An 18,013-nucleotide genomic window follows, 5' to 3' on the forward strand; every position below is an offset into this window, starting at 1 on the left:
TTCCCGGTTCCGCCCGATGGGACGTGGGCCGGGAACTCATGTGGTGCTTCGGGCGTGCGAATACACGCACCGCTCCAGTCTAGAGCCCGACCACGTCGGGTTCAAGCCTGGAACGGCGCGTGCATGCGGAGGCGGGGCGTCGCCCGGCAGCGCCGATCGGCTCAGAACGGGGAGATGCAGTACGGGTCGGTGGGCGTGGACATCAGGGCCTGGATGTCCCGCAGCGCGTCCGCGTCCCGCACCTTCAGCAGACCCCCGTGGTACAGCGTGGAGGCCTTCACCGCGCCGAGGTAGAGGGAGCCCAGGCTGTCCACGTTCAGCGCGACGTCCGCGCCCTCCGGCAGATCGACGGCGGGCATCGACTTGCCCTCGAGGTCGTCCTGCGTGCGGGGCCGCTCCCCCACACGCTCGACCCGGGTCTCGGTCCCGGTGGTGTCGATCTCGTAGAGCCCGTCCGCGAAGCCCATCGAGTCCACGATCGAGACCGTGATCCGGCGGTGGGAGGTGTAGTGCCGCGCGGACAGCGCCGCCACGGGATCCAGGACGCGCAGCCACACGCGCTCGAAGCGCTTGCGCACCGTGTACTTGGACATGTCCACCATGCTCCACATCAGCGGGTCCTCCATGGGGGCGCTGCCATAGCGCACCTCCGTGACAAGGTCCAGGTTGCACAGGTATTCCCACAGGGCGATCCGGCCCTGCCAGCTGGGGGAGACGAGGTCCACGACCTTGAGGGCCCCCTCGAAGCCCTGAGTGGGCAGAAACTTGTAGCTCACGTAGCCGTCCGCCTGCCCGGCGTCGTCGTAGTGCACCGCGGTGCGGATCTCGGGATCCGCCTTGCCCGCGTGCCAGTCCCACGCGCCAGAGACCAGGCCCCACCACTTGTCCTGGCGGGTGACTGAACCGGCCGTGCCCTCGTGGAACCGCGCGAAGATCTCCGGGGCGAGCCGGGCCACGGCCTCGTTGTCCGCCATCTCCACCGCGCCCACCGTGGGCGCCTTGAGCTGCAGCCGCGTGTGGGCGTCCACAGTGATCTCGGTGTTGAACGTGCTCGCACCGAAGCCGAAGCGACCGTAGATCGTCGCCTCGGACGCCGTCAGGGCCGCCACGGGGAAGCCCCGCTCGTGGGCCTCGGTGAGGTCGTCCGTCATCAGCCGGCGCAGCAGCCCCCGCCGGGCGTGCGTGGGGCGCACCGTGACCTCGGAGATCAGCCACGCGGGGATGCCGACACCGGGGCACACCGTGAGTTCCGAGTCCCATGAGCAGAAGGTGGCCACCGGGCGGTCCGCGCCCAGGGCGGCGGCCGGGACGGGGTCCGCGGTGTAGGCGGCCCGCAGCCGGACGCCAGAGTTCCGCATGGAGTCCAGGATGTGGCCGGTGGCCTCCCGTGTGGGCTCCGGCCCGTGGAAGCCGTGGTCCACCGCGCGGTTCCACTGCTCGGCCTCGGGGTTGGCATCAACACCGCCCTCCCTCACGAAGAACTTGCGGAGCACGTAGTTGCTCCCGCGCGCGCTGTAGGTCGTCTCACTCGGCTGGTCGGTCGGGGGTGTGGTGGTCATGGTGCTCCTCCTTGTACGGGATCGTCTCGCGGGTGGAGTCCGCGGGACGGCCGGGGGACGTGCGTGGAACGGTGTGCGGACCGCGCTGCAGTGCTCGCGCCGGTCAGCACCGGGCGGGCCGGTGCCGGGGTGTGCGTCAGTGGGCGGCCTGGTGCCAGGTGCGCCCGGTGCCCACATTCACGTCCAGGGGGACGGTGAGGTCCGCAGCGCCGGCCATCTCGGTGCGCAGAATCGCCTCGACGGCCTCGGACTCGCCGGGGGCCACCTCCACGATCAGTTCGTCGTGGACCTGCAGCAGCACGCGGGAGCGCAGCCGGGCCTCGCGCAGTGCGCGGTCCACGCCGATCATGGCCTTCTTGATGATGTCCGCCGCCGAGCCCTGGATGGGCGCGTTCAGTGCCATGCGCTCTGCGGCCTGGCGGGCCTGGCGGTTGTCGCTCGTGAGGTCCGGCAGGTAACGGCGGCGCCCGTCGATGGTCTCGGTATAGCCCTTGGAGCGGGCCTCCTCGACGACGCCGCGCAGGAAGTCCCGCACACCGCCAAAGCGCTCGAAGTACCCGCTCATCATGGTGCGGGCCTCGTCCACGCCGATGTGCAGCTGCTGCGAGAGGCCGTAGGAGCTCAGGCCGTAGACCAGCCCGTAGCTCATGGCCTTGACCTTGGAGCGCATGGCCGGGGTGACCTCCTCCGGCGCCACCTCGAACACACGGGAGCCCACGAAGCGGTGCAGGTCCTCCCCCGCGCGGAACGCCTCGATCAGTCCCTCGTCCCCGGAGAGGTGGGCCATGATCCGCATCTCGATCTGGGAGTAGTCCGCCGTCATGAGGCACTCCAGAGGCCCCTGGGCGTCCTCCCCCACCACGAACACGTCCCGGATGCGCTGGCCCTGTTCGGTGCGCACCGGGATGTTCTGCAGGTTGGGCCCGGTGGAGGACAGCCGCCCGGTGGCGGCAACGGTCTGCTGGTAGGTGGTGTGGATGCGGCCGTCCTCGGCGATCGCGTCCCTCAGTCCGGCCACGATCTGCTTGAGCTTGGAGTACTCGCGCCAGTTCATCAGCGCCACGAGGAAGCGTGAGCCCTGCGTCTCGGGGTCCACCCGGCCCAGCAGGTCAGCCACGGCCGAGGCGTCCGTGGTGTAGCCGGTCTTCGTCTTCTTGGTCTTGGGCAGGCCCAGCTCGTCGAACATCACGGCCTGCAGCTGCTTGGTGGAGCCCAGGTTGATCTCGTGGTCGATCTGCGCCTGGGCGAGCTCGAAGGCCTGGTCGATGGGCTGCTGCAGGTCCTCGTGCAGCCGGTCGATCCCGTGCCGGTCCACGGCGATCCCCGCCGCCTCCATGCGGGCGAGGATCACCGCGAGCGGCATCTCCAGCTCCGTGAGCAGCGGCAGCTGCCCGTCCGCCTCGAGCAGTCCCCGCAGGTGCTCGCTCAGGGAACGGCACGCACCACCCAGGGTAGCCTGGCGCACGAGCTCCGCGTCCGGGGTGCCGTCGAGCTCGTCCTGCTCGCCGGCGGTGTCGAGGTCCAGTGCGGTCTGTCCCTGGTCCTTCGCGCCGGACGTCTCCGCCGCGGCCACCGCTGCCACCTCGACGTCGAGGTGCTGGGCCAGCTGCGCCTCCAGCTCGTAGCTGCGCAGTGCCGGGCGCACCAGGTACCCGGAGAGCTGGACGTCGTCCACCACTCCGGCGAGCTCGATCCCGCGCTGGGCCAGGCCACGGTAGAGGTCCTTGAGACCGTCCACGATCTTGGGCGCCGCCGGGTCTGCGAGCCATTCCTCGACGGCCGTCGAGAGGGACGGGTCCGCGGTGACCAGGTCCACGGCCGCGCCGTCCGCCCCCGTGAGCATGAGCGTCGTGACCTCCCTGCCGGAGGGGGCTTTGGGATCGAGCGCCAGTCGCCGCACGACGGCGGCCGCGCCGTCCGCGAGCCCGTCCCGCCACGCGGTGAACTCCGCGGCGGTGCGCACCCGGGTGACGTCCGTGACCTCGGGGACCGTGGCGACGTCGTCGCCCTCCGAGGCGGTTCCGAAGGCGTCCAGCAGGCGCCCGCGCAGCTGGGAGCCGAACTCGAGCTCGTCGAAGATCTCCGCGACGCGCTCCGGCTCCGCGTGCGGCAGGGCGGCGTCCGCGAGGTCGATCTCCAGGGGCAGGTCCGTGAGCAGCCGGTTGAGCTTGCGGTTGCGGCGCACGAGGTCCTCGTTCTCGCGCAGCGCTTCGCCCTTCTTGCCGGTGATCTTCCCGGCGTGCTCCAGCAGGGATTCCACGGGTCCGTAGGCGGTGATCCACTTGGCGGCGAACCCGGGGCCCACGCCCGGCACACCCGGTAGGTTGTCCGCGGTCTCCCCCGTCAGCGCGGCGAGATCCGGGTAGTTCTGCGGGGCGACCTTGTACTTCTCGAAGACCGCCTGCGCGTCCATGCGGCGCAGGTCCGACGGCGTGCGGCCCGGGTAGACCACCGTCACGTGATCCGTGATCATCTGGAACGCGTCCCGGTCACCCGAGAACACGAGCACCTCGAAGTCCTCGGCTGCGGCCGTGGTGGCGAGCGTGGCCAGGACGTCGTCCGCCTCGTGGCCCTCGCTCGTGACGATCGGAATGCCAACAGCCTCGAGGATGCGGCGGATGTTGGGGACCTGCCCGTGGAACTCCTCCGGGGTCTCGTCCCGGCCGCCCTTGTACTCCCCGTACTCCCGGGAGCGCAGGGTAGGGCCCTCGAGGTCGAAGGAGACGACCAGGTGGGTGGGCTTCTCCTCGCGCACGAGCTTGACCATGGTGTTCACGAATCCGTAGACGCCCTCGGTGTGGACACCCTCGGACGTCACGAAACCGGGGCCCCCGCCGTACTCGGCCGCGCGGGAGAGCGCGAAGAACGCGCGGAACGCCAGGGAGTGCCCGTCGATCAGCAGCAGTCGCTTCTCCGGCCGCGAGACGGGCTCCGGCAGCGGGACCTCCCGCGGGGAGTCGGTCTTCTCGCCGATCACCACGGTGCGGATGGCGGGATCGTCCTGGGCGGCCTGCTGCTTCGTCTCAGTCACGGGTCCATCCTAGGGCCAGCCCCCGACGCGCGCGGGTCGCACCGGCGGTGGACGCCGGTTCAGGCTACCTGGCTGATGATGGCCTCGGCCACTTCGCGCATGGACAGGCGCCGGTCCATCGAGGTCTTCTGGATCCAGCGGAACGCCTCGGGCTCGGACAGGCCCATCTTGGTCTGCAGCAGGGATTTGGCCCGCTCCACGAGCTTGCGAGTGGCGAACTGCTCCTTCATGTCCGAGACCTCGTCCTCGAGCGCCCTGATCTCCACGAACCGGGAGATGGCGATCTCGATGGCCGGGACCACGTCCTCGACCGTGAACGGCTTGACCACGTACGCCATGGCACCGGCCTCGCGGGCGCGCTCCACCAGTTCCCGCTGACTGAACGCGGTGAGCAGCACGACCGGTGCGATCCGCTGGCCAGCGATCTGCTCCGCGGCCGTGATTCCGTCCATCACAGGCATCTTCACGTCCATGAGCACGAGGTCCGGGCGGTGCTCGGTGGCCAGGGCGACGGCACGCTCACCGTTCTCCGCCTGCGCCAGGACCCGGTAGCCGGCATCCTCGAGCATCTCGACGATGTCCATTCGGATCAGTGCCTCGTCCTCCGCCACCACGACCGTCCTGGCCGCGGTGCTGGCGGCGGCGGGCTCCTCGGCCCCGGCCTCCGGGGCAGTGGGCTCCGGGGTGTTCGGTGCATCCGTCACGGGATCTCCTTGGTTCGGGATGGGGTGGTCTCGGTGGTTCCGGGCCGCTGCACGAGGAGCGAGGCGACCGGCTCCAGCCTAACCCCCATCGTGTATGCTGTGAGCCGCACCGGCGGCGGTCGCCCCATGTCAGGAGCCCCGCGGTCAGGCCCAAGTGGCGGAATTGGCAGACGCGCCGCACTCAAAATGCGGTATGGAAACATGTGTGGGTTCGAGTCCCACCTTGGGCACCACAGAAACCGCTCTGCGGAGCGGTGCGGGAACGGCCTCGTTGACGCGGGGCCGTTTTTTCGTGGGTACGTCCTGTTCCTCGCCTACGCCGCGACGTTGCTGTGGCGCCCCCTGTCCCCCGTTTTGATGGCCACCGGTGTCTCGCGTTCCCCGCTCGCGCCGGGCACGACGACGGCGCGGGGCCCGGATCCTCTCGATCCGGCACTCCGCGCCGTCGGCCCGGTGCTCCCGCCGCGTGTCAGCCGCGGCGGGTCACCACTCGGTCAGCGGCTCACGGCTCACGCCAGGACGCGGAGCCCTGGAGCTTGTCGATCCCCCACGGGCGCACCTTCTCGTGCTCCTCGCGCTGCGGGGCCTCTCCGGCGTCCTGCAGGTCGCCCACGCGGTGGACCTTGACCAGGTTGGTGGACCCGGCGTGTCCGGGAGGCGATCCGGCGCAGATGACGACCATGTCCTCGGTGCTCGCGAGCTCGTGCTCGAGCAGGTAGTGGTCCACCTGGCGGGTCATGTCGTCCGTGTGCTCCACGCGCTCCACCCGGATGGGCTGCACGCCCCACAGCAGCTGCAGCCAGGACTGCACGCTGCGCTCGGGGGTGAAGGCCAGGATCGGGCGGTCCGGGCGCAGCCGGGACAGGCGGCGCGCGGAGTCACCGGACTGGGTGAACGTGCAGATGTAGCTCACATCCAGCTGCCGGGCGATGGTCACCGCCGCACGGGTGATGGCGCCGCCGCGCGTGCGGGGCTCGGTGCCCAGCGGGGGCATGCGGTCCATGCCCTGCGTCTCGGTGGCCACAATGATGTTCGACATGGTCTCGAGCGTCTTGATGGGGTACTTGCCCACCGAGGTCTCGCCCGAGAGCATCACGGCGTCCGCGCCGTCGAGCACGGCGTTCGCGCAGTCGGAGGCCTCGGCGCGCGTGGGGCGCGGGTTGTCGATCATGGACTCGAGCACCTGGGTGGCCACGATCACGGGCTTCGCCCAGCGGCGGGCGAGCTCGATCGCTCGCTTCTGCACGATCGGCACGGCCTCCAGCGGCAGCTCCACGCCGAGGTCGCCGCGGGCGACCATGATGCCGTCGAACGCGTCGATGATCTCGTGCAGCGCGTCCACGGCCTGGGGCTTCTCGATCTTGGCGATCACGGGGAGCGTGACGCCCTCCTCCGCCATGATCTCGTGCACGCGGTCGATGTCCTTGGCGTCGCGCACGAAGGACAGCGCGATGATGTCGACGCCGCGCTTCAGGGCCCAGCGCAGGTCCGCCTCGTCCTTCTCGCTCAGCGCGGGGACGTTGACGGCCACACCCGGCAGGTTGATGCCCTTGTGGTCGGAGACGGGACCGGGGACGACGACCTCGGTGGTCACGTCCGTGTCGGAGACGGCGGTGGCGCGCAGCGCGACCTTGCCGTCGTCGATGAGCAGCGGATCCCCCACGTTCACGTCTCCGGGCAGGCCCTTGTGGGTGGTGGAGCAGATCTCCTTGGTGCCGGGGATGTCCCGGACCGTGATGGTGAACGTGTCGCCAACCGCGAGGTCGTGGGGACCGTCCGCGAAGTTGCCGAGACGGATCTTGGGGCCCTGCAGGTCCGCGAGGATCGCCACGGTGGTGTCGAGCTCCTGGCTCGCGCGGCGCAGGTTCTCGTAGGAGGCGTTGTGGACGTCGTGGTCGCCGTGACTCATGTTCAGGCGAGCCACGTTCATCCCGGCCTCGATCGCCCGGGTGATGTTTTCGTACGAGGAAATGGCGGGGCCGATCGTGGCCACGATCTTCGCTCGACGCATGGGGTGACTCCCTTTCGAATGGCGGATGGTTGGCGCACATGACAAAGCGGCCGGGCCCTGCAACGAAGTGCTGCATGGCCGCGGCCGCTCCGCCGATGACTTCCCCCACTCTAGCAACGCGCGCCGGGAAAGGGTACGACCTCATTCACGGGCCCGTGCACCGTGCGTCACTTCCCCCCCCGGGCGCGCAGCCACTCAGCCGGGCTGCCCGCACACGAGGGCCGGCGTCTCACACGCTGAGGTCGATGGCGCGCTCCGAGGGCTCCACGGGCTCCGGCAGCCGGGTCTGGCCGGTCAGGTGGCGCTCCACGTGGGCTGCGCACGCGCGGCCCTCCGCAATGGCCCACACCACGAGGGACTGCCCCCGCCCGGCGTCACCGCACGAGAACACCCCGTCCACCGCGGTCATGTAGGTCTCGTCCCGGTCCACGTTGCTGCGCCGGTCCAGGGCCACGGGCAGCTGCTCGGTGAGCTCGTCCGACTCGTTGCCGGTGAAGCCCAGCGCAAGGAACACGAGGTCCGCCGGCAGCACCTTCTCCGTGCCGGGCGCGGGCACGCGGGAACCGTCCTCGCGGTACTGGGTCTCGGCGACCTTCAGGCCGGTGAGCCTGCCCTGCTCGTCGCCCACGAACTCGACGGTCGAGGCCAGGTACGTGCGCTCACCGCCCTCCTCGTGGGACGTGGAGACCTCGAAGACGCGCGGCATCATGGGCCAGGGCTCCTCGTCCGCCCGGTCCACCGGGGGCTTGCGCCCGATCGCAAGCGACGTCACGGACGCCGCACCCTGGCGCAGGGCCGTACCGATGCAGTCGGAACCCGTGTCTCCGCCGCCCAGGACGATCACGTTCTTGCCCCTCGCATCGATCAGGTCCGGGACCTCCCGGCCCGCCACGTGCTTGTTCGAGCGCACGAGGTAGTCCATGGCGAAGTGCACGCCGTCCAGCTCGCGGCCGGGGATCTCGAGGTCGCGGGGCCGCGTGGCACCGGTGGCGACGATCACGGCGTCGTAGCGACGGCGCAGCACGTCCCACGTGATGTCCCTGCCGATCTCCACGCCGGCGCGGAACTTGGTGCCCTCCTGGCGCATGATCTCCAGGCGGCGCTCCAGGACCGACTTCTCGAGCTTGAAGTCCGGGATGCCGTAGCGCAGCAGACCTCCGATGGCGTCGTCGCGCTCGTAGACCGCAACGGTGAACCCGGCCTGGGTGAGCTGCTGCGCGGCGGCGAGGCCTGCCGGCCCGGAGCCCACCACGGCCACCGTCTTGCCCACGAGACGCTGCGGGATGTACGGGGTGATGAGGTCGTCGTCGAACGCCTTCTCGCCGATCGCGTACTCGACCTGTTTGATGGTCACGGCCGGCTGGTTGATGCCCAGCACGCACGAGGACTCGCACGGCGCGGGACACACGCGGCCCGTGAACTCCGGGAAATTGTTTGTCGCGTGCATGCGCTCGGAGGCCTCGGCCCACTGCTCGCGCCACACGAGGTCGTTCCACTCCGGGATCAGGTTGCCCAGCGGACAGCCCTGGTGGCAGAACGGCACGCCGCAGTCCATGCAGCGCCCGGCCTGCTCGTGCATGGTGCCCGCCTCCTGTCGCTGCTGCACCTCTTTCCAGTCCATGAGCCGGACGGGGACCGGCCGCTTGGGGCGGTCCTCACGCGTGCGGACCTTGAGAAAACCACGGGGATCAGCCACGGCTGGTCACCTCCAGAATCTTGTGCCAGGTGCCGTCGCCGTCCGGGTCGTCCCCAGCGGCTTCGGCCTCGTTGCGCAGCGCGAGCACCGCGGAGTAGTCGCGCGGCAGCACCTTGGTGAAGCGCTCCGCGATCGCCCGCGGATCGGCGAGCAGCTCGCGGGCGAACTCCGAGCCGGTCTCCTCCCCGTGGCGCTTGACCAGCGCGGTGAGCAGCTCGCGGTCCTGCGCGTCCAGGTGCTCGAGCTGCAGGTCACCGCTCTCCCGCGCCTGCTTGTTGACGTCCAGCTCGTCCAGGTCCAGGACGTAGGCCACGCCACCGGACATGCCCGCGCCGAAGTTGCGCCCGGTCTCGCCCAGAACAACTGCGACGCCACCGGTCATGTACTCGCAGCCGTGGTCCCCGATGCCCTCGACGACCGCCGTGGCACCGGAGTTGCGGACCAGGAAGCGCTCACCGACCACGCCGTTGAAGAACATCTCGCCGCTCGTCGCGCCGTAGCCGATCACGTTGCCGGCAATCACGTTCTCGTGGGCAACGAACCCGGCGTCCCGCGGCGGGCGGACGACGATCCGCCCGCCGGACAGGCCCTTGCCCGTGTAGTCATTCGCGTCGCCCTCCAACCGGAGCGTGATCCCGCGCGGGATGAACGCCCCGAGGGACTGCCCGGCCTCACCGGTCAGGGTCACGTCGATCGTGTCGTCCGGCAGCTCCTGCAGGCCGAGCGCATTCGTGACCGTGTAACCGAGCATGGTGCCCACCGCACGGTCCGTGTTGATGACCCGCTCCTGGATCCGCACGGGCTCCGCGGACTCGATCGCCGGTCCCGCCAGCGGGATGAGCCGGTTGTCGAAGTGCTTGTCGAGTTCGTGGTCCTGGGTGGTCGTGTTGCGCAGCCCGTCCTTGACGCCCTCGGCGCGGAAGGAGTCCAGCACCGGGCTGAGGTCCAGGCCCTTGGCCTTCCAGTGCGCCACGGCCTCCTGGGTGCGCAGCACCTCGGCGTGGCCCACGGCCTCCTCGATGCTGCGGAAGCCGAGCTCCGCGAGCAGCTCACGAACCTCCTGGGCGATGAACTCGAAGAAGTTCACCACGTGCTCGGCCTTGCCGGTGAAGCGCTGGCGCAGCTCCGGGTTCTGGGTGGCCACGCCCACGGGGCACGTGTCCAGGTGGCACTTGCGCATCATGATGCAGCCCTCCACCACGAGCGGCGCGGTGGCGAAGCCGAACTCCTCCGCGCCGAGCAGCGCGGCCACGACGACGTCGCGCCCCGTCTTCAGCTGCCCGTCCGCCTGCACGACCACGCGCTCCCGCAGCCCGTTGAGCCGCAGCGTCTGCTGGGCCTCGGCAAGGCCCAGCTCCCAGGGCATCCCCGCGTGCTTGAGGGAGTTCAGGGGTGCCGCGCCGGTGCCGCCGTCGTGGCCGGAGACCAGCACGACGTCGGCCTTGGCCTTGGTCACGCCCGCCGCGACCGTGCCGATCCCCCGCTCTGAGACGAGCTTGACGTGCACGCGCGCACGGGGGTTCGAACGCTTGAGGTCGTAGATCAGCTGCGCGAGATCCTCGATCGAGTAGATGTCGTGGTGCGGGGGCGGAGAGATCAGTGACACACCCGGGGTGGAGTGGCGCGTGCGGGCGATCCACGGGTAGACCTTCTGTGCCATCAGCTGACCGCCCTCACCGGGCTTCGCGCCCTGGGCCATCTTGATCTGGAGGTCGTCCGCGGAGGCGAGGTAGAGGCTCGTGACACCGAAGCGCCCGGAGGCCACCTGCTTGACCGCCGAGCGGCGCTCGGGGTCCACGAGCCGTTCGGGGTCCTCACCGCCCTCGCCCGTGTTGGACTTGCCGCCCAGCCGGTTCATGGCGATCGCGAGCGTCTCGTGGGCCTCCATGGAGATGGAGCCGTAGCTCATGGCACCGGTGGAGAACCGCTTGACGATCTCGCTCACGGGCTCGACCTCGTCGATGTCCACGGGCTCGCGCGTGGAGGCGAAGCTCATGAGCCCGCGCAGGGTCGCGATCTCCTTCGCCTGACTGTTCACGCGGGACGTGTAGGACTTGAAGATGTCGTAGCGCCCGGTGCGCGTGGCGTGCTGCAGCCGGAAGACGGTGTGCGGGTCGAAGAGGTGGCGCGGCCCCTCGCGGCGCCAGTCGTACTCGCCGCCGGTTGCCAGGTCACGGTGGGGCTCGGTGACCCCGTCCTCCGGGTAGGCCAGCCGGTGGCGGGACTGGGTCTCTGCGGCGATCACGTCCAGGCCGACGCCCTCGATCTGGGTGCGGGTGCCCGCGAAGTAGTCCTCCACAAGCTCGCTGGAGAGTCCCAGCGCCTCGAAGGTCTGCGCGCCGCAGTAGGACTGCACCGTGGAGATGCCCATCTTGGACATGATCTTCTGCACGCCCTTGCCCAGGGCCTTGAGGAGATTGGCCACGGCCTGCTCCTCGGTGACGCCCTTGACCTGACCGCGCCGCACGAGCTCCTCGGCGGACTCCATGGCCAGGTAGGGGTTCACCGCAGAGGCCCCGTAGCCGAGCAGCAGGGCCACGTGGTGGACCTCGCGGACGTCGCCGGACTCCACGATCAGCGCGACCTTCGTGCGGGTCGCCGAGCGCAGCAGGTGGTGGTGCACGGCGGAGGTCAGCAGCAGGGACGGGATCGGGGCCCAGACGGCGTTGGAGTCACGGTCGGAGATGATCACGAACTGAACGCCGCGGTTGACCGCCGCGGAGACCTTCTCGCAGATCTCAGCGATCCGGCTCCGCAGGGACTCCGCCCCGTCCATGGGCCGGTAGAGCCCCCGCACGCGCAGGCTCAGCGGCACGCCGTCCTCGTCGTCCAGGTGCACGAACTGGTCCAGCTGGTCGTTGTCGATCACCGGGAAGGTCAGGTGGATCTGACGGGTCCGCGTCTGCTGCGTGGAGAGCATGTTGGCCATGGGCCCCACGGACCCGGCCATGGAGGTGACCAGCTCCTCGCGGATGGCGTCCAGCGGCGGGTTGGTGACCTGCGCGAAGGACTGCACGAAGTAGTCGTAGAGCAGCCGGGAGCGGTTGGAGAGCACGGCCACGGGGGTGTCGGTGCCCATGGCGTAGATCGGCTCGGCCCCGGCCAGCGCCATGGGGCCGATGATCATCTTCAGCTCCTCCTCCGTGTAGCCGAAGGTCTTCTGGCGCAGCCGCACCGAGTGCGCCGGGTGGGTCATGTGCTCGCGCTCGGGCAGCTCGGCGATCGGCAGCACGGACTCGCGGACCCAGTCCTGCCAGGGCTTCGCGGCAGCGAGCTCGGCCTTGATCTCGCTGTCCTCGATGATCCGGCCCTCGTCCGTGTCCACGAGGAACATCGTTCCCGGCGAGACGCGGCCCTTCCGCACGATCCGGCGGTCCCCCACGTCCACCACGCCCACCTCGGACGCGAAGATCACCAGACCGTCCTCGGTCTGCCAGAACCGCCCGGGGCGCAGCCCGTTGCGGTCCAGCACGGAGCCCACGCGCACGCCGTCCGTGAAGGACACGCACGCCGGGCCGTCCCACGGCTCCATGAGCGTGGAGTGGTACTGGTAGAACGCCTTGAGCTGCGGGTCCATGGTGTCGTGGTTCTGCCACGCCTCCGGGATGAGCATCAGCATGGTCTCGGTCACGGGACGGCCCGAGAGCTGCAGCAGCTCCGCGACCTCGTCCAGTGACTGCGAGTCGGAGGCGCCCTCCGAGCAGATGGGGAACAGGTCCTCGGGCTGGCGGCCCAGCACCGCCCCGGACATCGACGACTGCCGGGCGCGCATCCAGTTTCGGTTTCCCACCACGGTGTTGATCTCGCCGTTGTGGGCCAGCGTGCGCATGGGCTGCGCGAGCGGCCAGGACGGGAACGTGTTGGTGGAGAACCGTGAGTGCACCACAGCCAGCTTGGTCGTGTAGCGCGGGTCCGAGAGGTCCGGGTAGAACGGCTCGAGCTGCGCGGTGGTCAGCATGCCCTTGTAGACGAGGGTGCGCGAGGAAAAGGACGGGAAGTACACGCCGAACTTGTTCTGTGCGCGCTTGCGCACGCGGAACGCCTTCTGGTCCAGCTCCCGCTGCGCGGCCACGGGGTCGTACGACGTCGCGTCGCGGGCGAACAGGGATGCGGCGCGCTCGTTGTGGCTGCGGTCCGAGACGAAGAGCTGCAAGAACGTGGGCATCACGGCGCGCGCGGAGGCGCCGATGGCGTCGTCGACGATGGGGACGTCGCGCCAGCCGAGCACCGTGAGCTGCTCCATGCGCGCGAGCTCCTCGAGGGAGCGCTTGAGGTCCTCCAGGTGCTTGCCCCCGGCAGGCATGAAGGCTGTGCCGACCACGTAGGCACCCTGCGGCGGCAGGGGGAAGTCGACCTCCTGGCGCAGGAACTCGTCCGGGATCTGCGTGAGCATCCCGGCGCCGTCGCCCGTGCCCTCGTCACCGCCCACAGCACCGCGGTGCTCGAGGTTGCGCAGGGCCGTCAGGGCGGCGTCGACGATCTCGTGCGAGGCCACGCCGTCGAGGGTCGCGACCACAGCGAGGCCGCACGCGTCCTTCTCGTCCTCGCGGTGGTACAGGCCGCTGTCCTGGGGGACGACGGAGAAGCGCTCGAACGGGGAGACGACCGGCGCGCCGCCGTCCGTGGGCTCTGTGGGCACGTCACGGGACTCGTCCGTGACAGGTGCGCTCTCGGGTCCCGTGGTCCGGGTGTGCTGGCTGCTCATGTGGGAGCTCCTCACCGAGGGGTGGGCAGGTCTGGTGCGTCGACGAAGCCCGGGGAACACTCGGTGGGTGTGCAGCGGACGTCGTGAGATCCGTGTGACGCGCGGTGTCCGCCCCATTGCGGAAGGAGACGGCTCTGCGACGAGCCGAGGATCGTGCCGGGGAACCATGCGGGTGAGCGGTTCCGGCGGGCGCGTGGGTAATTTACCACGTTAACCGGGTCACTCTGTGCGCCCGCGGGCCGCCCCCGGCCACGGCAGGAAGACCCCGGGCCGGGTCCCGGGGTCTTCCTCGGCGCGTGCTGCCAAGCGGTGGTGCGCCGTCGGCGCCTTGTCTCAGGCGGCCGCCCCGACGGCGGGGACTTCCCGCTCCCGCCGTGTGTGACGTCCCGCGACCACGAAGATCGCGATCCCAGCCAGCACGATGAGCAGCGAGGTCCACACGTGCACGCGCACCCCCGCGACCATCAGTGCGGGGTCCACTCGCAGGAACAGCTCGATCATGAGCCGCCCGAAGCCGTAGAAGACCATGTACAGCGCGAACAGCTGACCGTGGCGCAGCTGGAACCGGCGGTCCAGGGCGAGCAGCAGCACCACGCCCAGCAGGTTCCACAGGCTCTCATAGAGAAATGTGGGGTGGAAGAGGGTGTCCGCGGGCAGCCCCGCCGGGAAGTTGGGCGAGGACGGGGAGATCTCCAGGCCCCACGGCAGGGTGGTGGGCCTGCCGAAGAGCTCCTGGTTGAACCAGTTCCCCCAGCGGCCAACGGCCTGGGCCAGCAGCAGGGCCGGGGCCACGCAGTCAGCGAAGACGGACAGGGACAGCCCGTTGCGGCGGGAGACGAACCACGCCGCGCCCGCCCCGAAGAGCACCGCGCCCATGATGCCGAGGCCGCCCTCCCAGATCCGGAACACCGCGAGCGGGTCCGCCCCGACGCCGAAGTACCCCGCGGGGTCGGTGATCAGCACGTGGTAGGCCCGCGCGCCCACAATCCCGGCGACGACCGCCCAGAAGATGATGTCCCACAGCACGTCCGGGTCCTGGCCCCGCGCACGCCAGCGGCGGGACGTCAGCCAGATGGCCAGGGCGATGCCCAGCAAGATGCACAGTGCGTAGAAGTGCAGGGTGAAGAGGCCCAGGTGGATGCTGCTGACGCTCGGGGACGGGATGGACGCGGGGACCACGAGCGCGGTCACTCGCGTCCAGCCAGGTGCGCGGCCAGGCGGCCGACGGCGTCGGGCCCGCCCTCGCCCAGGGCGCGAACGAGGGCCGTGCCCACGATCACGCCGTCCGCGTAGGCCCCGATCTCCAGCACGTGCTCCCGGGAGGAGACTCCCAGGCCCACGCACACGCGCTCGGCACCAGCCTCGCGCGCCCGCCGCACGACGTCCTCGGCGGCGGAGGAGACCTGGTCGCGGGTGCCCGTGACGCCCATGACCGAGACGGCGTACACGAAGCCCGATGCCGCGCCGACCGTCATGTTCATGCGCTCGCGCGTGGTGGAGGGCGCCACCAGGAAGATCCGGTCCAGGCCGTGCGCCTCGGATGCGGCAAACCACTCGGAGGCCTCGTCCGGGATGAGGTCCGGGGTGATGATCCCCGCTCCCCCGGCCTCCGCCAGCCGGCGGGCGAACTCGTCCACGCCGGTCTGCAGCACGGGGTTCCAGTAGGTCATCACCACGGGCACGGCGTCCGTCTGCTCGGCGACGGCACGCACCACGGTGAACACGTCTGCCACACGGAAGCCGTTGGCCAGCGCCTTCGTGGTGGCGGCCTGGATCACGGGACCGTCCATCACCGGGTCCGAGTACGGGATGCCGATCTCGATGATGTCTGCGCCGTTCTGCCCGAGCGCGACGGCGGCCGCGACCGACTCCTCGACGGTCGGGAAGCCGGCCGGCAGGTAACCCACGAGGGCGGGCCGCCCCTGCGCACGGCAGTCCTCGATGCGGCGCGAGAGTGCGGAGTCACCGTTGCGGGAGAGCCCGGCGGGGACGATGCGCTCGGTCAGCGTGGCGGGCGTGGTGGCGTTCGTTCCGGTGGTGCTCACAGTTGTTCGCCTTTCTGGGCCACGCGTTCCTCGTGGCTGTCCTGCGGGAGCATGTCGAACCACTCGGCGGCGGCGGCGACGTCCTTGTCGCCGCGCCCGGAGAGAGAGACCATGATGATCTTCTGGGCGGCGACCTCCGGACCGAGCTCGCGCACCCAGTTCGCGGCGACCTCGCGGGCCCCCGCCAGCGCGTGGGAGGACTCGATCGCGGGGATGATCCCCTCGGTGCGGCACAGCAGCTGGAAGGCGTCCATGGCCTGGGCGTCCGTGACGGCCTCGTACTTCACCCGCCCAATCGAGTGCAGATAGGAGTGCTCCGGGCCCACAGCGGGGTAGTCCAAGCCGGCGGAGATCGAGTGGGACTCCACCGTCTGCCCGTCCGTGTCCTGCATCAGGAACGTCCTGGAGCCGTGCATCACGCCCGGACGCCCGAGCGTGATGGTCGCCGCGTGGCGGCCGGTCTCCACGCCGTCGCCGCCTGCCTCGTTGCCGTAGAGCTCCACCGAGGCGTCATCCAGGAAACCATGGAAGATGCCGATGGCGTTGGAGCCACCGCCCACGCACGCCGTCACGGCGTCCGGCAGGCGCCCGGCCTTCTCGAGGATCTGGGCGCGCGCCTCCTCGCCGATCTGCTCGTGGAAGTAGCGGACCATCGCCGGGAACGGGTGCGGGCCGGCCGCTGTGCCAAGCAGGTAGTGGGTGGTGTCCACGGAGGCCACCCAGTCCCGCAACGCCTCGTTGATCGCGTCCTTCAAGGTGCGCGAGCCGTTGGTCACGGCCACCACCTCGGCGCCGAGCAGCCGCATCCGCGCGACGTTCAGCGCCTGGCGGCGGGTGTCCTCCTCGCCCATGTAGACGCAGCACTTCATGCCGAACAGCGCGGCGGCGGTGGCGGTGGCCACGCCGTGCTGGCCCGCGCCCGTCTCCGCGATCAGGCGCGTCTTGCCCATGCGACGGGCGAGCAGCGCCTGGCCGAGCACGTTGTTGATCTTGTGGGAGCCCGTGTGGTTGAGGTCCTCGCGCTTGAGAAACACTCGCACACCGAGCTCGGCGCCGAAGCGTTCGGCCTCGGTGAGCATGGAGGGCCGGCCCGCGTAGTCGCGGGAGAGCCGCGCGAACTCCTCGAGGAACTCCTCGTCCGTGCGGGCCTTGTCGAAGGTCTCGGTGAGCTCGTCCAGTGCGGCCACGAGGGACTCGGGCATCCAGCGCCCGCCGAAGTCCCCGAAGTACGGCCCCGGGGCCTCGCGCAGCGACGACGCCGTGCCCTGGGCGGTCTCCCCCGCCACCTGGGCGGCGGCGAACGCGGCCTGAGCGGCCGGCGGGGTGGCGCCATCCAGGTGCTCGGCCCGCGCGAGGGCGCCGACCTCACGGAAGCGGGAGATGCTCTGTGCGGGATCGTCGGAGGTCACGAGGACCTCCCCGGCGAGGACGGCGTTCGCACCGTGACCGGCGTAGAGCCGAATCTGCTCCTCGCCCAGCACACCGGACTCCGCCACGACCACGACGTCCTGCGGCATGGCTCCGGCGAGCCGGCCGAAGGTGTGGACATCCACCTCCAGGGTCTTGAGGTTGCGCGTGTTCACGCCGATGATCCGCGCGCCGGAGGCCACCGCTCGCTCGACCTCCTCCGCCGTGTGCGTCTCCACGAGGGCGTGCATGCCGAGCTCGTGGGTGAGCTCGAGCAGGTGGCGCAGTGCGGCGTCGTCGAGCGCGGCGACGATGAGCAGAACGAGGTCCGCTCCGTGCGCGCGGGCCTCCCACACCTGGTAGTCCTCGACCACGAAGTCCTTGCGAAGCACGGGGATGCCCACCGCGGCGCGGACGGCGTCGAGGTCAGCGAGCGAGCCGCCGAATCGGCGCTGCTCCGTGAGCACGGAGATCGCCGAGGCACCTCCGCGCTCGTAGCTCGCGGCCAGCTCCGCCGGGTCCGTGATCTCGGCGAGCGCCCCCTTGGAGGGGCTCGAGCGCTTGACCTCCGCGATCACCTGCACGCTCGCGGGCTCCGAGCCGCGCAGGGCGGCCTCGGCATCGAGCGCGGGACCGCGCTGGGCCACGGCACGCTGCAGCTCCTCGAGGCTCACCGCGGCCCGGCGGGTCTCGAGGTCCTCACGCACCCCCTCGATGATCTGGTCCAGCACCGTAGCGCTGTGCTGCTGCGTCATGCGTCTCCTCATTCGTCGGTCCGCAGGCCGGTGCCGCAGCACCCGGCGTGCGGAAGACGATGACCAGTTCCGCGGTGCGTGGAACTGGTCATCGTCGATG

General features: G+C 70.3%; 9 protein-coding genes and 1 tRNA gene. 1 reads left to right on the forward strand and 9 read right to left on the reverse strand.

Annotation, left to right across the window (positions count from 1 at the left end; genetic code table 11):
- Window positions 1–161: 161 nt before the first annotated feature.
- The 3 genes from FS770_RS00350 to FS770_RS00360 all read right to left on the reverse strand — a co-directional run bounded on the left by FS770_RS00350 (window position 162) and on the right by FS770_RS00360 (window position 5,204).
- Complete coding sequence (locus FS770_RS00350; protein WP_145009206.1) at window positions 162–1,559, reverse strand: GNAT family N-acetyltransferase; 1,398 nt, start codon at window positions 1,557–1,559, stop codon at window positions 162–164.
- Between the two features lie 136 nt (window positions 1,560–1,695).
- Window positions 1,696–4,590 (reverse strand): DNA polymerase I, encoded by a 2,895-nt coding sequence (polA, locus tag FS770_RS00355; protein ID WP_145009208.1) that lies wholly within the window; start codon window positions 4,588–4,590, stop codon window positions 1,696–1,698.
- Between the two features lie 59 nt (window positions 4,591–4,649).
- Complete coding sequence (locus FS770_RS00360; protein ID WP_244944739.1) at window positions 4,650–5,204, reverse strand: ANTAR domain-containing response regulator; 555 nt, start codon at window positions 5,202–5,204, stop codon at window positions 4,650–4,652.
- Between the two features lie 238 nt (window positions 5,205–5,442).
- Between FS770_RS00360 and FS770_RS00365 the strand changes: the two genes are divergently transcribed.
- Window positions 5,443–5,527 (forward strand) — tRNA-Leu (locus FS770_RS00365).
- 269 nt (window positions 5,528–5,796) lie between these two features.
- Here FS770_RS00365 and pyk read toward each other — a convergent pair.
- From pyk to FS770_RS00395, 6 genes are all read right to left on the reverse strand, one after another.
- On the reverse strand, window positions 5,797–7,305 hold the full coding sequence (pyk, locus tag FS770_RS00370; RefSeq protein WP_144942637.1) for a pyruvate kinase: 1,509 nt from the start codon (window positions 7,303–7,305) through the stop codon (window positions 5,797–5,799).
- A 229-nt stretch (window positions 7,306–7,534) separates the two neighbouring features.
- Window positions 7,535–9,001 (reverse strand): glutamate synthase subunit beta, encoded by a 1,467-nt coding sequence (locus tag FS770_RS00375; protein WP_144942636.1) that lies wholly within the window; start codon window positions 8,999–9,001, stop codon window positions 7,535–7,537.
- The gene (gene gltB, locus FS770_RS00380) at window positions 8,994–13,706 is read right to left on the reverse strand and encodes a glutamate synthase large subunit (RefSeq protein WP_244944657.1); all 4,713 of its coding nucleotides are present in this window, start codon (window positions 13,704–13,706) and stop codon (window positions 8,994–8,996) included. The genes FS770_RS00375 and gltB overlap by 8 nt, the downstream gene beginning before the upstream one ends.
- A gap of 333 nt (window positions 13,707–14,039) precedes the next feature.
- The gene (gene lgt, locus FS770_RS00385; RefSeq protein WP_055084760.1) at window positions 14,040–14,897 is read right to left on the reverse strand and encodes a prolipoprotein diacylglyceryl transferase; all 858 of its coding nucleotides are present in this window, start codon (window positions 14,895–14,897) and stop codon (window positions 14,040–14,042) included.
- Window positions 14,894–15,751, reverse strand: a complete 858-nt coding sequence (gene trpA / locus FS770_RS00390; protein ID WP_144942634.1) for a tryptophan synthase subunit alpha — start codon at window positions 15,749–15,751, stop codon at window positions 14,894–14,896. Before trpA ends, lgt begins: the two co-directional genes overlap by 4 nt.
- Window positions 15,748–17,925, reverse strand: a complete 2,178-nt coding sequence (locus FS770_RS00395) for a bifunctional phosphoribosylanthranilate isomerase/tryptophan synthase subunit beta (protein ID WP_342353642.1) — start codon at window positions 17,923–17,925, stop codon at window positions 15,748–15,750. Before FS770_RS00395 ends, trpA begins: the two co-directional genes overlap by 4 nt.
- Between the last annotated feature and the right edge of the window lie 88 nt (window positions 17,926–18,013).

Origin of the sequence: Kocuria salsicia, from assembly GCF_007681555.1 — a bacterium.
Classification (GTDB): Bacteria; Actinomycetota; Actinomycetes; order Actinomycetales; family Micrococcaceae; genus Kocuria; species Kocuria salsicia.

What these genes read in the sequence shown, in the direction of transcription:
- FS770_RS00350 (WP_145009206.1), bottom strand. Translation starts at nt 1,559, where the DNA reads ATGACCACCACACCCCCGACCGACCAGCCGAGTGAGACGACCTACAGC.
- pyk (WP_144942637.1), bottom strand. Translation starts at nt 7,305, where the DNA reads ATGCGTCGAGCGAAGATCGTGGCCACGATCGGCCCCGCCATTTCCTCG.
- gltB (WP_244944657.1), bottom strand. Translation starts at nt 13,706, where the DNA reads ATGAGCAGCCAGCACACCCGGACCACGGGACCCGAGAGCGCACCTGTC.
- FS770_RS00395 (WP_342353642.1), bottom strand. Translation starts at nt 17,925, where the DNA reads ATGAGGAGACGCATGACGCAGCAGCACAGCGCTACGGTGCTGGACCAG.